General features: G+C 58.7%; 12 protein-coding genes. 10 read left to right on the top strand and 2 right to left on the bottom strand.

What is annotated here, in order from left to right:
* Complete coding sequence (locus K1Y02_11460; protein ID MBX7256969.1) at positions 1–1158, top strand: DUF2961 domain-containing protein; 1158 nt, start codon at positions 1–3, stop codon at positions 1156–1158.
* A 44-nt stretch (positions 1159–1202) separates the two neighbouring features.
* Positions 1203–2489, top strand: a complete 1287-nt coding sequence (locus K1Y02_11455; protein ID MBX7256968.1) for a hypothetical protein — start codon at positions 1203–1205, stop codon at positions 2487–2489.
* 87 nt (positions 2490–2576) lie between these two features.
* Here the strand turns inward: K1Y02_11455 and K1Y02_11450 are convergent, their stop codons facing one another.
* A complete protein-coding gene (locus K1Y02_11450) occupies positions 2577–5843 on the bottom strand; it encodes a sigma-70 family RNA polymerase sigma factor (GenBank protein ID MBX7256967.1) in 3267 nt (1088 codons plus the stop codon).
* Between the two features lie 289 nt (positions 5844–6132).
* Between K1Y02_11450 and K1Y02_11445 the strand changes: the two genes are divergently transcribed.
* From K1Y02_11445 to K1Y02_11410, 8 genes are all read left to right on the top strand, one after another.
* On the top strand, positions 6133–7080 hold the full coding sequence (locus tag K1Y02_11445; protein ID MBX7256966.1) for an alcohol dehydrogenase catalytic domain-containing protein: 948 nt from the start codon (positions 6133–6135) through the stop codon (positions 7078–7080).
* A 57-nt stretch (positions 7081–7137) separates the two neighbouring features.
* On the top strand, positions 7138–7971 hold the full coding sequence (locus K1Y02_11440; GenBank protein ID MBX7256965.1) for a sugar phosphate isomerase/epimerase: 834 nt from the start codon (positions 7138–7140) through the stop codon (positions 7969–7971).
* Positions 7972–8084: 113 nt separating this feature from the next.
* Positions 8085–9587, top strand: a complete 1503-nt coding sequence (locus K1Y02_11435) for a glycosyltransferase family 39 protein (GenBank protein ID MBX7256964.1) — start codon at positions 8085–8087, stop codon at positions 9585–9587.
* Positions 9584–10441, top strand: coding sequence for a glycosyltransferase family 9 protein (locus tag K1Y02_11430; GenBank protein MBX7256963.1), 858 nt, complete (start codon positions 9584–9586; stop codon positions 10439–10441). Before K1Y02_11435 ends, K1Y02_11430 begins: the two co-directional genes overlap by 4 nt.
* A 431-nt stretch (positions 10442–10872) precedes the next feature.
* Positions 10873–11037, top strand: coding sequence for a hypothetical protein (locus K1Y02_11425; GenBank protein MBX7256962.1), 165 nt, complete (start codon positions 10873–10875; stop codon positions 11035–11037).
* 74 nt (positions 11038–11111) lie between these two features.
* Positions 11112–15071, top strand: coding sequence for an efflux RND transporter permease subunit (locus K1Y02_11420; GenBank protein ID MBX7256961.1), 3960 nt, complete (start codon positions 11112–11114; stop codon positions 15069–15071).
* A 22-nt stretch (positions 15072–15093) separates the two neighbouring features.
* Positions 15094–17115 carry an efflux RND transporter periplasmic adaptor subunit gene (locus tag K1Y02_11415; GenBank protein ID MBX7256960.1) on the top strand — a complete coding sequence of 674 codons (2022 nt, stop codon included), beginning with the start codon at positions 15094–15096 and terminating at the stop codon, positions 17113–17115.
* A 182-nt stretch (positions 17116–17297) separates the two neighbouring features.
* Positions 17298–18734 carry an MATE family efflux transporter gene (locus K1Y02_11410; protein MBX7256959.1) on the top strand — a complete coding sequence of 479 codons (1437 nt, stop codon included), beginning with the start codon at positions 17298–17300 and terminating at the stop codon, positions 18732–18734.
* 17 nt (positions 18735–18751) lie between these two features.
* On the opposite strand, the gene K1Y02_11405 is transcribed toward K1Y02_11410, so the two are convergent.
* On the bottom strand, positions 18752–19723 hold a 972-nt coding region (locus K1Y02_11405), incomplete at its 5' end, for an ATP-grasp domain-containing protein (protein ID MBX7256958.1).

Here is a 19723-nt window from a genome sequence, read left to right as displayed (position 1 = left end):
ATGCCGAATAGTAGTTCCTTCAGCAGAACGATCGGCTTGGTCACATGTGCCATTTCATGTATCGCGCTTCCGATTTTCTGCTTTTGTTTGACAGCCAGCGCCCAACAGCCGATAGACGTTGTTCACCAACCGTACCTCCTCGATACCGGCCTTGTATCGCGGTCCATCTCATTCGAGAATCCGACCGGCGCCCCCGGCGAGGGAGGTAAGGCCGCGGGCCAATGGGGCCCTGGACGAAAAGGAGCCCCATCTCGGGTTCTGAAACCGGGCGAGACCGTTCAGCTCTGCGACATTAAAGGCTCGGGCACCATCCGCCACATTTGGATGACCATGCGCGCCATGCCTCCTAACATTGCCCCGAATCAGCCTGCTGTATTGCGCAGTCTGGTTTTGCGCGCGAAATGGGACGGGCAGCAGCATCCGAGCATCGAGTGTCCGATAGGCGACTTCTTCGGATTTGCTCATGGCAAAGTGTCGGCGTACCAATCTGCAGTCCACTCGATAGGACCTTTGTCAGGCCTGAGTTTCTGGCTGCCTATGCCGTTCTCAAAGCAGGCGACAATTACTATCAGCAACGAGCACGACACCGAAATCCTGTTCTATTATCAAATCGACTACACCCTTGGCGACAAGCATCCGGCTGATGTCGGTCGCCTCCACACACTGTTTCGCCGCGAAAACCCCACGACTCGAAAACAGGACTTCGAACTACTGCCGCAACGAAAAGGCAAGGGCCGCTACGTTGGCACCGTGATCGGAATCCGGAACCTCCACCCGGAACAATGGTGGGGAGAAGGCGAAGTGAAAATGTACATGGATGGCGATACCGAGTTTCCCACCATCTGCGGCACGGGAAGCGAAGACTATGTTGGTCTCTCCTGGGGGATTCAAGTAGCGACGTTTCTCTACAACGGATGCAGCCTTAAAGAGAAGGACTTTGTGTCCATGTATCGTTGGCATCTGCCGGATCCAATCGTGTGGCAGAAGGATATACGTATCACCATTCAACAACTGGGGTTTCCAGGCGGAGAAACGGAAAGCGATTGGTCGTGTGCCTCGTTCTGGTATGAGCCAATTCCGAGTGCGCCGTTGCCCGCCATGCCTAACGTGCAGGCTCGCACGGCCAACATCTGGCCCGATCAGTTGCCTGTAGAATAAGAAGACTACCAATCGACATGAAGAGGTTAAGAGGAGTTGAGAGAATGCATAGGACGAGTACCTTCAATGCGCTCAAACGCAACCCTGCAATCGCTGTTATCTGTGCCACGGTTCTCCTATGTTTCGGGTCGTTGGCATTTGCCGAACCATGGGACCCTGCCGCCGCGGATTATTCGGGCAACAAGGGCAAAACGATCTACGTCTCCAAACTCGGCGACAACTCCGACGGCAGCACGTGGGAAAAGGCATTCAACACGATTCAAGCGGGCTTGTCCGCCATACCCGACAACAACGGCGGCCACCGCGTAATCGTTCGGCCTGACACGTATGTCGAGGCTAACCTGTACACGGGTCATCCCGGCGCGAAAGGTTCGTACAACCTCTTGGTCGGCGATGGCGACGGCAAGCTGGGATCCGGCGCGACCGGTTGGGTCGTCGTCGATTCGAGTTGCCCCGGCGTAGCCGTTCGGGTGGACACCAGCCTGGCCCACAAGTTCGGCAACCCTCCCTTCAAAATCGTCGAATCCGACCAGCCAGAATCGGGTTTGAAAAGCGTCGACTGGTGGGGACCGGTCAAGTGCACTCCCGAGTACTCAACTGACGATTGGGACCGGTGGATCTTGCGCAATCTATATTCTGCGGGCTCCGAGGGCGGATTCAGTTGGGCATACACCAATCGTGAGGGCGCGGAATTATCCGGACTGATGGAGAACTGCGTCGGTATCGGACGTTTTTCGGGCACCTGCGCGGCCGGACACGTTGGCCGCAAAGACGAGCCCGTCGTGTACCGCCACTGTTACTACGCCAACCTCGATTGGTGGGGCGATGCCGGTGGCGTGTATGTTCGCGCTCACCACACCTCGATGCCGGACTTTCCCGATGCCATCTTTGAAGATTGCACGATTGTGTCGCCGGATAACGCCTTGCAGTGTGCCTACCCCAGTTTCAAGCTTTACACGCGCGTGAAGTTCAAGGACTGCCGCCTGATCACACTGAACTTCTCGCAGCCCGGCGGCACACCCGGCTCAGGCATCATTTGCTGCGATATTGACGGCAAGTACCTTCATGTCGACTTTGAAGACTGTATTCTGATGGGCTACAAGGTTTTCGGCAAAGGTTCCGTGCAAGGCAACAAGATTGCAGGTTCGGGCGAGACCGACCCTTCGTACACGATCAAAGGCAGGGTCAGCGCCTACGTTCACTATATGCAGCCGCTGCCGGAAGGCTTCGAGCGGCTAGGCCTTTGGCCGACAGAAGCATTCAGCCGGATAGCGCCGCCCAGCGTGAGTAGCGCAGCGATACCCGACGCCGTTGGCCCGGCCGCAAAGTAGAGGAATCAGCAGTGCGAATCCGCACCTTGATTCATTCTACGTTATGCCTGTTCCTCGCAGTGGTATCGAATCCGCGCTCTCTTGAGGCTACTTCATCTGGTTCTCAATGCGCGTAAACGGCGTCTGCAATCGTTCCTTGGCATATTCGCTCGGTGAATACGCGAGTCCAAACTGATCGTGGCGCATTTCGCCCGTCACGTTCATATTGGCGGCCGTCGTATACGCCGCGATGGCGTCTTGCCGTTTCCCAAGCAGGTCTAGCATCTGCCCCTGCCAAATGTACGAGACTGCGGACATCGTGTCATTATCGGCGGCCGCGGACATCTGCGCGAACACATCCAAGGCATCTTGGTATTTGCCCACGTCATACAACGCGAAACCGGTCTTCAATATCATGCCCGAGTTACTTAGCGCCGCCAGACCCTCCTTGGAGTACACAGCAGCGATTGCCTCGTTTCCTTTCCTGCCCCAATCCGCCGACTCCACCACACGTGACAAGTCTTTTTCTGGTTGAACGGTGAGAGTGCCCAAGTCGGTCATGGCGCCCGTGGCCACTTCGAAGCCTCCCGACGACGCGGAGTAGGGTTGTGACGTACTGGGATCGATCAACGACACGCTTGCACCTCGATACGTGCCTTCAGGAACCATGTCGAAGATTTGGATCGCGCCAGAGGCATCCGTCGTAACCATGCCTTGAATAGGCGGCGCGCTGCCGTCAGCAAGAGATGCCTCGCACGTCACGTTTGCATTCGCCACCGCGCGCCCATCCGGAAAGGTCAGCATGACTTGGATGCTGCCGGGCATTCGGCACACTACGACTACTTCGGGAACCGTCTCCCCGGGCTGACCCGTGAACGGCTCGCTGACGCCAAGCGTCATGAGGTCATTGCCCGTGTCCTTCCATGCCACGGCTTGAAGACTCACGTTCCCCGGTATACCGTGAAAAGTAACGCGCCCCTCGGCATCCGACATAAGCGTCCCGCCACAACCACCTTTCCCCCCTGCCCGGCGCATTGCAGCGGAAATACCTTCTAGCGGCCCGCCCTTCGTATCCACATACCGGACAGGAACAGTCATGGGCGCATCCACACTGAAGTCGAGTTGTTTCTTGTCCCCGGGATTCAGGTCGAAAACCGCCACCTCTTCATCGGGCTGCTCCCACGCACTGCCTCCTTCTGTCATGAACGCATAGCTGATCCTGAATCGCTGGCCTTGCTCGACATTGTTAATCGACAACTCATACGTTCCGTCCAGATGCGTCACCGCGGATGCCCCGGCTTCCGCTTGGAACCAATACTTCGTCTTGGCCTGCTCCTTGGCGCCCCCCACAAGTGCCGCGGTGACTACGACCGGACAGGCCGGCTTACCGCTGGTCCTATCGGTCACCTTGCCACAAATTTCGGCATCGCTCGGGCCGCCTATCGTCAGGTTCACGTCGGTGGTTGTCACTCCTGCCTTGACGTGTATACCCGTCTTCATCGCGCGCGCACTCGCTCCCCCGAAAGAACCTTCATCGAGTTCGCGCATGGCCTCCGCAATGTGGACGCGTATGGGGTCCTGGGAATCGTCCGAGCCCAACGACTTCTCCTCAGCAGGAACGGACACAGTGTATACGTAGTCTTCGCCGAGTTTATCGGCGAGGTACTTCCCTGCGTCGTCCGTAGTCACCGTGACGGTGGGAACGGGAAGCTTCTGAATTCGCACCTCTCCAGTCTCCAGCCCTCCGGGAAGTGCCTCTCCAAGAACACGAACATTCACACCGGCAACGGCTTTACCCGATTCGTCTGAGACAACCCCGGATATCGCCCCGCCCGCGCGAAGCACAAGTTCCGCATTAGTGGTGCCGGTTGAGATGCTTGGGAAAAAGCCGGGGCCATAACCCTCTTTCGTCACCCGCAGATCGCACAAACCCTCGCTGGGTATCGCAAGGGCAAAGTGTCCACTGTCATCCGTGACGGCAAACACAAACTTCGACCCGCTGATGTTGCCCGTTGTCTGTCCCGTCTTTGCCGTGTGCGCCAAGCCGGACTCGTCATACCCAAAATAGAGAGAGTCCACCGAAGCGCCGGGAACGGGCATCTGGCTCTCGTTCACGACCCGTCCCGCGACATAGTACGCGGCCTCCAAGAGCGAAAAGTCGATGCCAGTGAGTTTCGCGCCTGGAACGATCTTCTCGTGCTGACGTTCCATCACGAAACCCGTGGCCGTCCCGAAGATGTTCGCTCGCCCAAACACGTCGATGCCCGCCACCTCATACGAGCCGTCTTCTTTCGACTTGGCATGAAACGTCTTGATTACATCATTGGTGTAACGATCGCTGCCGACCTCCACGTGGACATCCGCGCCTGCAATAGGCTTCCCTACCCTGTCCTTCACATGGCCGGAAACAGACGACGGCGGCGCGGGCTTTCGCGGTATGGCCGTGGACTTCTTCGATTGATCAGGCGGTGTCGCTGCATCAGCAATTGCCGGCTGAGCGCCAACATCCGCGGCCGTTTCGGTCATCGTTGACGCGAGTTCCTTTTCAGACTTCTGAGGAACAGCAGCGCCCTGCGACTCAGTGTTCGAGACTCCTGCCTTCTGTATGGCGACATACCCAAAACCCAGCAAGATTACGATCGCGCCACCGATCAACATTGCCTTCTTGGACATGACTGCAATCCCCCCTATCAGTGCCAGCTTTGAACTGACGGTTGCCGCGGCCGCCGTTGTCGTTACGGCCGGGGCTGTTGTGCCGAGCCACGTCGCACTGCCAAACGGAATGGCTGAGAGGATTCCCCGAACATATCTATCCTCGTGTTTCTCTTCGGCAAGTGCCGGTTCGATCTCGTTCCATATCCGGTCCTTGAGCATGTGGTGCGCCCGCTCGATCCGCTTGCGCATCGCCGCGTAAGAGATTCCGAGAAACGATGCCGCCTCTTCTGTCGAATAGCCTTCGGCATACCGTAAAAGAAGCGCTTCACGATAGTCGTCGGGCAAACCTTCAATGGCGTCGCGAATCCCTTGACGCAACTCACCGCTTCCGGAATGAGTCTCGATATCAGCGGTGGTTTCTATCTGCTCTTCGTATCGGGCGAGACTCGCTTCACGGCGACCCGCCGCGCGCAACCACATCAAACAGCGCCTACGCGCTAACTGGCTGAGCCACCGGCCGAAGGCCGCCGGTTGCCGAAGCGTGTTCAGCTTTCGGTAACACTCCACAAACGTCTCCTGAGCGACATCCTCCCTGTCCGCCGGATTGCGGATATAGCTGGAACAAATGGCCCAAACGTACCCGCTATACCGGTTTACAATCCGGCTGAACAAAGCATCTTCACCGGAAAGAACTCGCCTGATGATCTCGGAATCGCTCATAAAGCCCTGATTACTTGTCCAGTTCGTGGCCACATAATAACGATGCCGCCCGCCCAGTAATCGCGACAATCCAATCCAGCAGATGTTGCTCCGACAGATCCAAGCCTTCGCCTTGACAGAGAATCCGCATTCCTCTACTCCACGTGGCCGGCAACTCTATCCAGTATACAGCCCGGGATTTCACCTGGTTGCCAGACGCCCGGATTATCCTCTTGATTCTCCCTTCGTTGAAGTGTTCAATACACCTTTGGCGTGTGGGCGTGGCCATCGTTACCGGGGAGGACAGCAGATGTTAGCGGTTGTGTTCGACGGGGAACCGCGCCTTGTCAATCTCCCCGTACCGGCGCCCGGACCTGGCGAAGCGCTCATACGTACGCTGGTCACTGGAATCTGTAATACCGACCTCGAAATCCTCAAAGGCTACATGGGATTCCGCGGTGTCATCGGACACGAATTCGTCGGGATTGTCGAACAATCGGCCAACCCTCATCTCATGGGCAAGCGCGTTGTGGGCGAAATCAACTGCGTGTGCCGCCGATGCCGCTACTGCCAAAGCGAGTTGTCCCATCACTGTCCCAATCGCACGGTCCTCGGGATTCAAAACCGAAACGGCACACTCGCGGAGTACTTCGTGCTGCCGGAAGAGAATCTCTATATGGTCGCCGAAGGCATGCCGGACGAAGTGGCCGTATTCACCGAACCCGCCGCCGCGGCATTTCGCATCGACGAACAAATCGACATCACGCAGAATGATCGCGTCATCGTGCTCGGCGATGGAAAACTGGCGCAGTTGATCGCGCAGGTAATCGCGCTTCGCACCAAGAAGCTGACGTGTATCGGCAAGCATTCGTGGAAGCTCGACTTCCTGCGCAAGCTCCACATACCCGTCGCAGCCGCCACGGACCCCGTGGAATCCGGCGCGGACATTGTCGTGGAAGCCACCGGATCCCCCGAAGGTATCGCGCGCGCCATCGAGTTGGTGCGCCCCGAAGGGACTATCGTGCTCAAAACCACCGTGGCAAACGGCACACCGATGAACTTCAGCGTCCCGGTCATCAACGAAATCAACATCATTGGATCCCGGTGCGGCCCCTTCCGGCCCGCGCTCGAAGCCCTTATGCTGGGCACGGTTGAGGTACGTTCGCTTATCACCGAGCGCTACCCCATCACCGAGGCGTTGAAAGCCCTGGAGCGCGCCGCCGCCCCCGGCGTTATGAAGGTACTTGTTCACAACTGACGATCGACGTCATCCACACGAATTGAAAACCACCATCCTGGAAAGGAAGGAGACCCCATGAAAGTAGGTATGCTGACGGCCCCCTTTGATAAGGAGCCGCTGGAGACAGTCCTGGATTTTGCCGAGGATGCCGCAATTCCGTGTCTGGAAATCGTCGCCCATCCCGGCAGCAAACACTTGGATGCCGCAAAGTTTGACGCGAAGAAAGCCGCGCAATTGAAGACAGCTCTGGAAGCGCGGCAACTGGAGATCAGCGCCCTCGCCTACTACGACGTGGGCATCTCGGATGCAAGGCAAACGGGGAAAGTCCAGGAACATGCCAAGAAGGTCATCGATGCGGCGGCGCTCCTCGAGGTAGACACCGTGTGCATGCTCGCGGGATTCCAAGCGGGAGGGCTGTCCAAATACGATACGATTGCGAAGGTGCTGCCCAAAGTATTCAAACCTGTATTGGCGCATGCCCGCAAAAAGAAAGTCCGGATCGCGCTGGAGAATTGGTTCGAAACGTGTCTTCAAGGCATTGACACCTTTGAATTAATGTTCTCTGCCATCCCCGACGACAACTTCGGACTCAACTACGACCCAAGCCATCTCTATCACCAGGAATGCGATCACCTCATTCCGGTATCTCAATTCAAGGACCGCATCTTCCACGTTCATGCCAAAGACACACTGGTCGACAAAGCCATCCGCGCGCGCGTCGGCGTCTACGGAAAGGGGTGGTGGCGCTACGTCATCCCCGGGTTCGGCAACATCAACTGGGGCGAATTAGTGAGCCACCTGCGCATCAACGGCTACGACGGTGTGCTGAGTATCGAAAATGAGGACAGCTCTCAAGTTCGTGAGGAGGGATTCCTCCGCGGCGCCGTATTCCTTGAACAATTCTGCTAATTAGCCTAATATCTAGGAAGAACAAGTTTGGGCCGGCTTATCGTCTGAGTGCCTTGGCCCGCAGTGGGTGTTGCAGCCACTGTGAAGTTGTATCGGACTGAGGTCACGGACCTGTGAACGACCCGACGCTCAAGAAAGATCCGATCGGGTTCGACATTGCAGTCGGAGTGGCGTTGGCCGCGGCGTACCGAGGGCTATTCCTCCTACTCGCTCCGCGGGTTATCGACTCGGCTGACTCGATCCAGTACATTGAAGTCGCGCGCCACTTTGCGGCGGGCGACTTTGTCGGCTTTTACGCTCGAATTCCTCTCCTCTATCCGGCCCTTTGCGCTTTTCTGAGCTTCTTCGTAAACGACTTCGAATGGGCAGGAATCGCCGTTTCGCTGGTGGCATCCTCCCTTCTGGTTGTCCCCGTGTATCTCATTGCCCGCGACATGCAGGGGCGGCGCATGGCGCGCGTCGCAACGCTTATTGTGGTCATCTGGCCGTGGCTCGTCGACTACGGATGCCGGGTAGCGCCGGAAGCGCTGGCATCGCTCTTCTGGTTTTCGGGCATTTACTTCCTCGTCTTGGCCTTGCGCCGCGGCCATATCTGGACGATTCTTGCCCCGGTGACTTTCTTCGCGCTTCATCTGACGCGGCCCGAAGGCACCATACTCATGCTCGCCGCGCCCCTTATCGCCCTGATCCTTCTCGACCGGCGCGACGACGAGATTCGCCCCTGGCGCTTGGCGCCGGTTGCTCTCATCAGCATGTTTCTCCTGGCGGTATACGCCATGTACATGATGGAAGTCACCGGCGAACCCACGTTGAATTCGCGTATGCCCGACACGCAAACCGCCGTGCTCCACACGTTGTTTCGCCAAGGCGAGGCCTTCATCCGCACATTCATCAAATTGTTTGGCGAAGTCTTGCCGACCATGTTGGGCCCGTACCTATTGCTCTTCGCGGGTGTCGGCCTGTTCGTGCCGTCGTACTTGCGGCGCGACCTGCGCCTGGAACTCGTCCTGGTCAGCTTCGCGATACTGCAATTCGCAGCCGCTGTGTACAGCACGTTTCCCGAACCGCGTTACATCATGCCCGTCACCATCGCCGCAATACTCTGGTCGTCGCGAGGTCTCCTGCTGGTCGCCGACCAGGCGCATCGCTTGAAACAGTGGCGCGCATTGAGGGCGGCGCCTGTAGGCCTGCTGGTGCTCATGATGCTATTGGGCCTGGCGGTCAATGTGGTTCCCCATTACTTGGGTCGCATGTCCTATCAACCGGTCGAATACAAGATCGCCGGACGCTGGATGAAAGAGAATCTTGAGCCAGGATTGATCATGTCGCGCAAACCGCAAGTTGGATTCTATGCGGACATGCCGACTACCGGTCCAGAACCTACGGACACCATCGATCAGATCCTCAAGCGCGCAAAAGAAGCAGGGGCAAAGTACCTCGTCGTGGACGAGCGCTATTCGACCGGCATGATACCAGCCCTAAAGCCGCTCCTTGTGCCAGAGAACGCGCCATCAGCTTTGAAGTTGCTGAAAGACAACCTTTCGCCGTACCGGCAGGCGCGCATAGTGATCTACGCGTTCAAGGACGCAGATACTGGGCGCGGCGGACGCCTGTGAATCTTCCCCACTCCGCGTCTTCTACTCGCACACTCGTCGTTCACACGGGCGGTGTCGGGGACTTCCTTCTATTCTGCCCAACCCTTAAGCGCCTAAACGAAGACGGCCCGGTGACTGCCGCGGGTATTCGCTCGCGCCTCCTGGTTGCCGAAGTAACCGGTTTGTTGGAATCGTCTCACGATCTCGACGACATCGGCTTCGATTCCGTCTTCTCCACACCGTCGCCGCGACTCGAGAGATTCATGAATCCATTTCAGCGGGTCATTGTGTGGATGAACGACGACGGGACAATTCGAAAGGCTATCGAATCGTGTGGCGTGCGCGACGTGCTTGTGTTTCCGGGGTTGCCTCCGGAAGACTGGAACCGCCACGCGTCGCAGTATTATGCATCCTGTCTCGGCTACGAAGACCTTCCACCGTTGCGGCTGCCCATCGCGTCAGGCGATTCTTCTCACGACGTGTTGATACATCCCGGCAGTGGCGGGGCGCGCAAGAATTGGCCGGTAGAGCGCTTCCAAAAGGTCTCGGAAACGCTCGCAGACAAAGGCCGCACGGTGACCTGGATTGCCGGACCTGCCGAAGAAAACCTGTCCTATCCGCCTTCCGCGTCTGTATTGCACACGTCCAGCCTCGTCACGCTCGCACGGGAACTCACGTCAGCCCGCGCATACATTGGAAACGACAGCGGCGTCACGCACCTGGCCGCCGCCTGCGGTTGTCCCTCGGTTGCCATATTCGGCCCCACCGACCCCGCCATCTGGGCGCCGCGCGGCGAACACGTCCAAGTGATACAACGAAAACCGTGGCCCAGTGAGCAATGCGTCCTGAAAGCCTTGGCCGAGATTCTGCACTGAACCGCCATCTGCACCCGCGCGACCCAACACCGCCCCCTATCCACCGCGTCCACCGCGTCCACCTCGCCCACCTCGCCCACTTCGTCCGTGCTCGTCCGTGTTCGTCCGTGCTCGTCTACTCTCCACATCTAGAGCGCTATACTCCAGCCCGGCCCTTCACGGCTTGCTAAGAGTGTCAGGACTTGGCCATTGCCGTCGCCAGCATCTGGCGAGTCCTTCCCCACACCATGCAAAAAAACCAGCAAATGGCCGTCTTTATCCCGTATTGCGCATTGGTACGGCATTTGCTCTCCCCCCATCTACAGCGGGGGTGCGAAAGCAAATGGCGAAGCACTCGCTGGCGGTTTTCGTACCCAACTCTAGTTCGCGGCCGCTCACACGCGTGAGTATTGAGGGAGCCGGCGGCGACTTCAGAAGGAGGTGAGAATACAATGAGTATCAAGTCATGGAGGCGCGCGGGCATCGCGCTGACGACCCTCGTGCTTGTATTAGCGACAGGGGCCGCTGGCTGTGCGTCCACGGGTTCAGGCGGGTCCACGGTAAAACATGTAAACGGCCCCAACGGCAAGTATCATAAGAATGTGGTAATGAAATGATGTTTCGCCGCACTCCCGCTACACTCTACTGTTGGCAGCGCCGTCAACGAGTCACGTGATGGAGTCGACCTGCAATGATTGAAAGGCTGATCGAATTCTGCTGCAGAAACAGAGCGGTCGTCATCATTGTCTATCTGGGCATCACCGGCTACGGACTCTGGGTGCTGCAGAGTACCCCCATCGACGCGATTCCTGATCTGTCCGAGAATCAGGTCATCGTGTTTACCGACTGGATGGGCCGCAGTCCAAAGGAAATCGAAGATCAGATCACCTATCCCCTTTCGGTAAACCTCCAAGGGCTCGCCGGCGTCAAGGCCGTTCGTTCTTCCTCCGAATTCAACTTCTCGATGATCAACATCATCTTTGACGATTCCGTGGACTTTTACTTCGCGCGCACACGGGTCCTGGAACGCCTCGCGTTGGCGAACACGTTTCTGCCCGAAAACGTGGTTCCGTATCTCGCGCCGGATGCCACCGCGCTCGGCCAGATCTTCTGGTACACGATCGAAGGGGACAACCGGGATCTCGGCGAACTGCGCGCCCTTCAGGACTGGTATGTCCGATACCAACTGAATTCGGTTCCCGGCGTTGCCCAAGTGAGCAGCGTCGGCGGAATGCCGCGCGAATACCAGGTGGATGTAACGCCCGAACGCCTGCGCGCGTACAACGTAACCATTGGAGCCATCTACTCGGCCATCGCGCGAAGCAACAGTTCCGTGGGCGGACGCGTCGTTCAGAAAGGAAACGCCGAATATCTCATTCGCGGCGTGGGCTGGATACAAACTCTCGAAGACATACGCGACATCGTGATCACCGAACGCAACGGCGTTCCCGTATTGGTTGGCGACGTCGCCACCGTGCAGATGGGCCCCGAATTCCGGCGCAGCGTCCTCGAAAAGGATGGACGCGAGGCCGTCGGCGGCGTCGTCATGATGCGATATGGCGAGAACCCCCTGCGCGTCACACAAGCCATCAAAAACAAGATACGCGAACTCCAGAAAGGCCTGCCGGAAGGGGTGCGCATTGTTTCATTCTACGACCGGACCCGGCTCATTGAGAGCTCTATCGATACCGTCCAGACCATCCTCGAACACGAAATCATCATCGCGACAATTGCCATTCTCCTCATTCTCGTTCATATACGCAGCGTCTTCGTGGTCGTGATTACGCTGCCCCTGTCCATCCTCATCGCGTTCATCCTGATGGACTGGTTTAAAATCTCGTCAAACATCATGTCGCTCTCGGGAATCGCCATCTCCATTGGAATTCTCGTAGATCAGGCTATCGTTATGCTGGAGAACGCCACGCATCGGCTTACCCAACACTTCGGCGATAGGCCTATTCGTGGAGACACCACGGAAATTGTGGTCGGCGCGATGCGTCAAGTGGGCCGGCCTATCTTCTTCTCCGTGGTGATCATGGTGATTTCGTTTCTGCCTGTCTTCGCTCTCACTGGTCAGGAAGGCAAGCTGTTTCATCCCCTCGCCTTCACGAAGACATTCGCCCTTCTGGGCACGGCAATCATTTCCATCACGCTGGTTCCCGCGATAATCCCCATCTTCGTTCGAGGCAGGTTGTCACGCGAAGAAAACAACTGGCTGATCCGCAGCGTCATCGAGATGTATCGGCCTGTTCTGAGTTTCCTCATGGAACGTCCCAAGACGGTCATTTGGCTTTTCGTGATACTGCTCGCGCTTGGTTTCTACACGGCACGCCACCTCGGCCGTGAATTCATGCCCCCCTTGGATGAAGGCAGTATCCTTGACATGCCGGTCACCGTGCCGCGCGCCTCGGTTACGGAAGTCGCCGACGACCTGAAGGCCCGCGATGCCATGATTCGCGCGTTCCCCGAAGTCGAAATGGTCGTCGGCAAAGCAGGGCGCGCCGACACCCCGACCGATCCCTCGCCCCTCGATATGATCGAGTCTGTCATCACGCTGCACCCGCGTGATCATTGGCTAAAACGCAAGATTCGAATCGAGGACGCGCAAGCGGAGGCGGACCGCCTCTTCACACAACTCGAATCGTCCGGAACCGTGGACACGGTCAAAGACGCTGCACGAAAGTCGCTCGTCGATGCCATAGCTTTCGGCGCGCTGGACCGCTTCGACGCGGCCATGCGACTCGACGTAATGGACCGCTCACTGGAGCACCAGGGCGTTCTGGCGAATGCGTCGGCGCGCTTCGTAATTGAGCGCGCGCTGAAACAAGTCGAAGGGCATCACGCCTGGACTTCACCGTTGGAAACCTCGACACGCGAGCGCCTGATGGAAGAGCTTCTAGCCGCACATGCCGCATCCTTCGCGCACAATCCGCAACTCCTCGACGTGGAAGAACTGGTTGACGCAACGTTTGACGCCCTCAAAGCAGCAGGAGCGCAAAACAAGGAAACCGCCGCCCTGCTCGCCCCCATTGAATCTCCGATGACTACTGCGTGGGCGATCGTCACGGACACGCTCGGACTCCCCCGCAAAGACTTCTATGTACTTACATTCGAAGCCTTGGAGCAATATCGATCGGATGAACGACACGCGTGGGCCAAAGAAACCAATCAACTCCTGTTCCCGCACGCGATGCTGGCATTCGCAAACGCGCTCCTCGCCGAGTCGGAATTGCAGGCTGGCATGCAGGCGGCGTGGCGCGGAGACACGCACCCGCACAACGTGGACGCCGCAAAGCTCGCGGAGCAGATTGGCGAGCGCATCTTCCTGTGGCCAAAATCAAAACAAGATCTTGTCCAGGAACTCGACAAATCCGTGCATCAGTTGGGGTGGGCAAACATCTGGACGCAGCCCATCATCAATCGCGTCGACATGTTGGCAACTGGCGTTCGCACACAGCTCGCGGTAAAGGTATTCGGACAGAACCAGGACGACATACAGCAGGCGTCGAACCAAGTTGCGGAAGTGCTGCGCGGCATTCAGGGTGCAGTTGACGTCGTCGCCGATCAGACGGTCGGCAAGGGATACATCGAGATTCACATCGACAGGACCAAGGCAGCGCGATATGGGATTAACGTCGGCGACATTCAGGATATTGTCGAAGTCGCTCTTGGCGGAAAACCCATCACCACCACCGTGGAAGGACGTGAGCGTTACCCCGTTCGACTGCGCTACGCGCGCGACTACCGCGCCGATGAACAGGCCATTCGCGACATCCTCGTTACGCAGGGCGGCATGGGTGCGCCTGCCGAGCCTTCATCCAATGGTATGGGCACTCTACCTGCTGTTCGTCTAAGTGACGTAGCCGATATCAGCGTGGTCGAAGGACCCGTGATGATCAAGAGCGAGAACGGACTGCTCCGCTCGTATGTCCAACTCAATGTCCGTGATCGGGACATCGTCGGCTTTGTCGAAGAGGCCCAGCGCGTCGTGGCCGAGAAAGTCAAGCTTCCCGAGGGCGCCTATCTGGAATGGACCGGCCAGTACGAGCATCAGATTCGCGCCAAGAGAACGTTACGCATCGTGTTTCCTGCCGTGCTCATACTCATCTTCGTCATCCTGTACGTCACCTACCACGACTTCATGCACGCGATCCTGATGATGATGGCCGTTCCCGGAGCCTTGGCGGGCGGCGTCTTGTTCCAGGCGCTCTTCGGATACAACTTCAGCGTTGCGGTATGGGTGGGTTATATCGCGTGCTTTGGCATGGCCACCGAGACGGGTATCATCATGCTCGTTTACCTGCGCGACGCCATCGCCGAACGCGGCGGGCTGGCGTCTATCCCCTCCGTCGACGAACTGAAGAAGACCGTCGTCGCGGGAGCCGTTCACCGGCTTCGACCGAAGTTCCTCACGGAAGCAACGGCCATTGTGGGCCTTGCGCCCATGCTCTGGGCGCACGGCGTTGGCGCGGAAGTCATCGCCCCGATGGCAGCGCCAGTGCTGGGTGGCCTGCTTGTTGCCGATGAAGTCATCGACATCTTTCTTCCGGTCCTGTTCTATCACGTCGAAAAACGTCGTTGGATGCGCCTTCAGCAAAATCCACTGCCCGCGGCAGCGCCGGAAACGGGCACGGACGGAGTCGCGTCATGAACGCCGTTTTGGGAGACCTTAAATGAGCGATGCGCCAACGAAAAAACCGGGCATCTTGAGACGAGCCTTCTTTGTGCTCAAGTTCCTCGAGATCCGCCTCCGGTTCATCCTGATCCTGGTGATAACCGCCTTGCTTGTCGGTTACTGGGACACCATTCAGAACTACTACGAGCGCTGGCAGCGCGAGCGGACGTCGCAGGGCGTTGCACTCGAAGAGAAATCCGCCGAAAGCGAATTCGAATACTACTGCGGCATGCATCCCTTCGTCGTGCGCGACCGTCCGGGCAAATGCCCAATCTGCGGCATGGACCTCACGCAACGAAAGAAGGGCGCCCCCGTCGAAATGCCGGAGGGCGTGCTTGCGCGCGTACAGGTTTCGCCCGATCGAATCATGCAGGCGGGCGTGCAAGTTGAACCCGTGCTCTACCGCATGCTGACCCGCGAAGTGCGTTCCTACGGCGTGGTGGAAGTCGCGGAAACGCGCGTCGCGGATGTCATCGCCCGGTTTCCCGGTCGCGTCGAAGAGCTGATGGTCAACGCGACGGGCATGCCTATTCGTAAAGGGGAACCCCTCGCCCGAATCTACAGTCCACAGTTCTTGCAGGGGTCGTCGGAGTACGTACACGCATTGGAGAACAAGAAGTCCGTTGAGAACAACCCCAACGCCGACGACAGAGCGAAGGAACGCGCAGAAGCGTTGGTGACTGCCGCGCGCAAGCGATTGAGCCTGGCAGGATTCACTGACCAGCAACTCGACGCAATCGCGCAGACAGGCGGCGAGGCCAGCGCTATTACCTTGTATTCACCGGTGACCGGCACCGTCATGAAGAAGAATGTCGTCCTGGGCCAAAACGTGGAAGAAGGAACCGCTCTCTTCGGTATCGCGGATCTTTCCACACTCTGGGTGCAAGTCCAAGTCATCGAATCCGACATCGGAGGCATCCACGACAGGATGCCCGTCGAAGTTTCGAGTGTTGCGTGGCCGGGCGAGATCTTCTACGGAACCGTCGACTTCTTCTACCCCGAAGTGGATCCCTCCAGCCGTTCGCTGAAAGTGCGCGTATCCATCGCCAACACCGACGGGAAACTTCGCCCCGGTATGTACGTGAACGCGGTCATGCGTTCCCCGATCGGCAAGTACGGCTCTGCCGATGACGCCACTGAAAAGGCTCAGGTGCCAAAGAAGGAAGCGAAGTCCGTTTCTCTGCCAACAACTACGGCGGAGCAAGCCGCGCAATACTTGGCCACGCTTGCCGACGGCGCCAAGTATTTCACGTGCACGATGGATCCCCAGGTCGTTTCCGACAAACCCGGCGATTGCTCCATCTGCGGCATGCACTTGGTCGAGAAGCAGAAGGGGGCGCACGCTATTACTCTTCCCACAACTACGGCGGAGCAAGCTGCGCAATACTTGGCCACGCTGGCCGACGGTGCCAAGTATTTCACGTGCACGATGGATCCCCAGGTCGTTTCCGACAAACCCGGCGATTGCTCCATCTGCGGCATGCGCTTGGTCGAACAGAAGAAGGGAGCCGGCGTTCAGACCGCCTCTGCTCCCGGCATGACTACTGGCGTGGGAGAAAACCCCGCCCTGCCACACGCGGGCTCTTACGAACCCGTCGTGGAAGGGTACATGTGTCCGATGCATCCCGAAGAAATCAGTGACAAACCCGGCGTATGCACCACGTGCGGATGCGGCATGAAGATGACACGGTTTCGCATCGAGCGCGTTCTCGCCGTGCCCGAGAGCGCCGTCATCGACACCGGAGAACATACCGTCGTCTATGTGGAATCGTCTCCAGGCCTATACGATGCGCGCCACGTCACGTTGGGTCCACGCGCCGGCGCTTATTACCCCGTGCTCGACGGTCTCGCATTGGGGCAGCGTATCGTCTCACGAGGTTCTTTCCTGATTGACGCCGAAGCCCGCCTCAATCCCGCCGTGTCCGGCATTCAGACGCCAAGTTCGGACCAGAAGGCTTCTCAGGAGACTCCGCAGGCCGGAATGGATGACACCATGCAGGCGACGGGACATCAACACTGACGCGGAAACACGGCTCCCCCGCGCGCCGCGTATGCATACCTCTGCGTAATGACACCGGCATACCGGATCAGCGGGAGTGATCTCTGATAGAATATCGCTAGTAGTCACTCCACGCTCGCGTATCTGCTCGCAAATCGCGATTGCAGCCGCCCGCACAACTCGACAGGCACTTGCGCATATCCATGGGTTCCGACGTTTCAGCAGAAGATCAGATCGGCCATCACGAACATCATGGCACGGACATGACGACGGGCAACGTGGCCCGGCGATTGGTCCTCTTTGCCATTCCCATGCTTCTGGGCAGCCTACTTCACACCGCCTACAGCATTGTGAACGCACTTTGGGTCGGCAACGGCCTCGGCGCCAACGCCATGGCCGCAATCACGGTCGGCTTCCCGTTGCTCTTTCTTCTGATGGCCCTCGCGGCAGGCCTGAGCCTGGCGTCCAATGTCCTCGCCGCGCAGGCATACGGCGCAAAGGACTTCGTCCGTCTGCGGGCCGTCGTTCAGAATTCTATCGTCCTGATGGGCGTATCGAGCGTTCTGTGCGTCGCGTTGGGTCAAGCCGGCGTGGATTGGGTGTTCCGCGCGATGGGGACGCCTCCCGAAGTACTCCCCCTGGCCGTCAGCTACTTTCGCATCTTTTTGTGGACGACTCCGTTCATGTTCGGCGTCTTCTTTCAGGCATCCGTTATGCGCGGCGTCGGAGATTCAAAGACTCCGCTCTACTTCCAAGCCGGTTCGCTGGTCATCAATGCCGTGCTCGATCCGGTCTTGATGTTCGGCTGGTTCGGACTGCCTCGCCTTGGACTAAACGGTGTCGCCTGGGCGTCCATTGCCGCGCAAATACTCGCCTTCGTGTCGATTGCGGTCTACGCGCAACACCGCAGCAAGCTCGTCGCGCCGGACTGGCGCAACCTGAAGATTGACGTCCCCATGTCCGCGCTTCTGCTGCGAATCGGCGTGCCTTCCATGGTTCAGCAGGCATTGGTCTCGTTGGGCATGCTGTTCGTCACCGGTCTGGTAAACGGCTTTGGAGCACACTGCGCCGCCGCGTTCGGTATCGCCATGCGCATCGACCAACTCGCGTTCATGCCCGCCATGGCCGTCGGAGCGGCGGTCTCCACCTTGGCGGGACAAAACATCGGCGCGCACCGCTACGACCGCGTCGCCGAAGTCTTCCGGTGGGGAATCATCGTCAGTTGCGGATTGACCTTGGTGGCCACGGTGATCGCCGTCGCAATGCCTACGTGGCTTATCAGCCTCTTCACGCGCGACGCGGATGTCGTGGTAACCGGCGCACAGTATCTTCGCATCGTCGGTTTCGGGTATCTGCTCTTTGCCGTGATGTTCGCGAGCAACGGCGTCATCAATGGCTCCGGTCACACGGGCGTCACGTCGGTATTTTCGCTCATCGGTTTCTGGGCGATCCGCGTTCCCCTCGCAACCTACTTGTCGCGGCACATGGGGAGCGTAGAAGGCGTGTGGTACGCCGTGCTCGTCAGTATCGGCGTTGGCGCGGTCATCAGCCTCGGCTACTACCTTTCCGGCCGCTGGAAGCGCCCCGTGGTAAAGTCGCATACCACGCCAACTCTGATGCCTTCCGCGGAGACCGAATAATTCTCCGGGCGTCTGTCTTACCCCGCGGAGATGGTCGCTCGCGTCACGGCCTCGCAACGCTTGAGCGCCTCGCGCGCGGCGGCGAGCGCCTCTTCCGATGTCGTCCCGGCAGCAAGCACGTATCCGATGCGCTCGTGCGAATGCCGAATCGCCAAGTGGCCGATCCAGTCGCCGGGCGCCGCGTTGACTTCCACGTCAGCAATGCCTTCAATCGCGCGCGCTTCGTCGAGTCCCCGAATTTCTTCGACCACTCCCGATCGCGCAGGCATCCACAACAGAGCGGCGGCTTGCTTTCGGGAAGCGGGCAGTGACCAGTCCGCTCCCGCGCCCATCGACAAGGTCGCTTCGATTGCGCCCATACCGCTTGTGACCCGCGCCAAGTCGGTTTCGAGGCGTCCGCCACAAACGCACGGCGACGCTTCAATCACGTGAAAACCTTCGCCGCTATGCACAAGCTCAAGCCTGACCGGTCCATCGTCATACCCCAGCGCGCGAACCACACACTGCGCGTATTCGTTGACCGGCTCCGCGACCGATTGCACCACGGGCGCCAGCATTCCCAGGTCATGCAACATCGGCGGTGCGGGGCGCATGCGCATCGAAACGCACAGCGCGTGCAATGCTCCGCCGCAAACAACACCGTCCAAAACGAACTCGTCGCCTTGAACATATTCTTCAACCAGCACACCCGGCCCGGCGGATTGAGCGCTCGCGCGTTTGTATCCCAGCGGCATGTCCTCAGCGTGCGCAATAAAGCTGACGCCTCGGCACTTGTCGCCCACCAACGGCTTCACCACCCACGGCGATCGCAGCCTCTTCGCCGCCGCCATCGTCGCTTCTGCGCTTGCAGCCACGGCAAAGTCGTGCGCCCCACCCAATGTCTCCGACAGTGCCTGGCGCAATCGCCCCTTGTCGAGCATGAGCGCCACCACGTCGGGCGCAGGACCACGCAGGCCGAGTTCGCGGCTCGCGCTCGCAGTCGCATAGGC

The organism is Candidatus Hydrogenedentota bacterium (assembly GCA_019695095.1).
GTDB lineage: Bacteria > Hydrogenedentota > Hydrogenedentia > Hydrogenedentales > SLHB01 > JAIBAQ01.
Note: the sequence above shows the minus strand (reverse complement) of the source record. Positions and strands in the feature narration are given on the sequence as shown.

Coding starts and splice junctions, on each gene's coding strand:
- K1Y02_11460 (MBX7256969.1), top strand. CDS start 1: ATGCCGAATAGTAGTTCCTTCAGCAGAACGATCGGCTTGGTCACATGT.
- K1Y02_11455 (MBX7256968.1), top strand. CDS start 1,203: ATGCATAGGACGAGTACCTTCAATGCGCTCAAACGCAACCCTGCAATC.
- K1Y02_11450 (MBX7256967.1), bottom strand. CDS start 5,843: ATGAGCGATTCCGAGATCATCAGGCGAGTTCTTTCCGGTGAAGATGCT.
- K1Y02_11445 (MBX7256966.1), top strand. CDS start 6,133: ATGTTAGCGGTTGTGTTCGACGGGGAACCGCGCCTTGTCAATCTCCCC.
- K1Y02_11440 (MBX7256965.1), top strand. CDS start 7,138: ATGAAAGTAGGTATGCTGACGGCCCCCTTTGATAAGGAGCCGCTGGAG.
- K1Y02_11425 (MBX7256962.1), top strand. CDS start 10,873: ATGAGTATCAAGTCATGGAGGCGCGCGGGCATCGCGCTGACGACCCTC.
- K1Y02_11420 (MBX7256961.1), top strand. CDS start 11,112: ATGATTGAAAGGCTGATCGAATTCTGCTGCAGAAACAGAGCGGTCGTC.
- K1Y02_11415 (MBX7256960.1), top strand. CDS start 15,094: ATGAGCGATGCGCCAACGAAAAAACCGGGCATCTTGAGACGAGCCTTC.
- K1Y02_11410 (MBX7256959.1), top strand. CDS start 17,298: ATGGGTTCCGACGTTTCAGCAGAAGATCAGATCGGCCATCACGAACAT.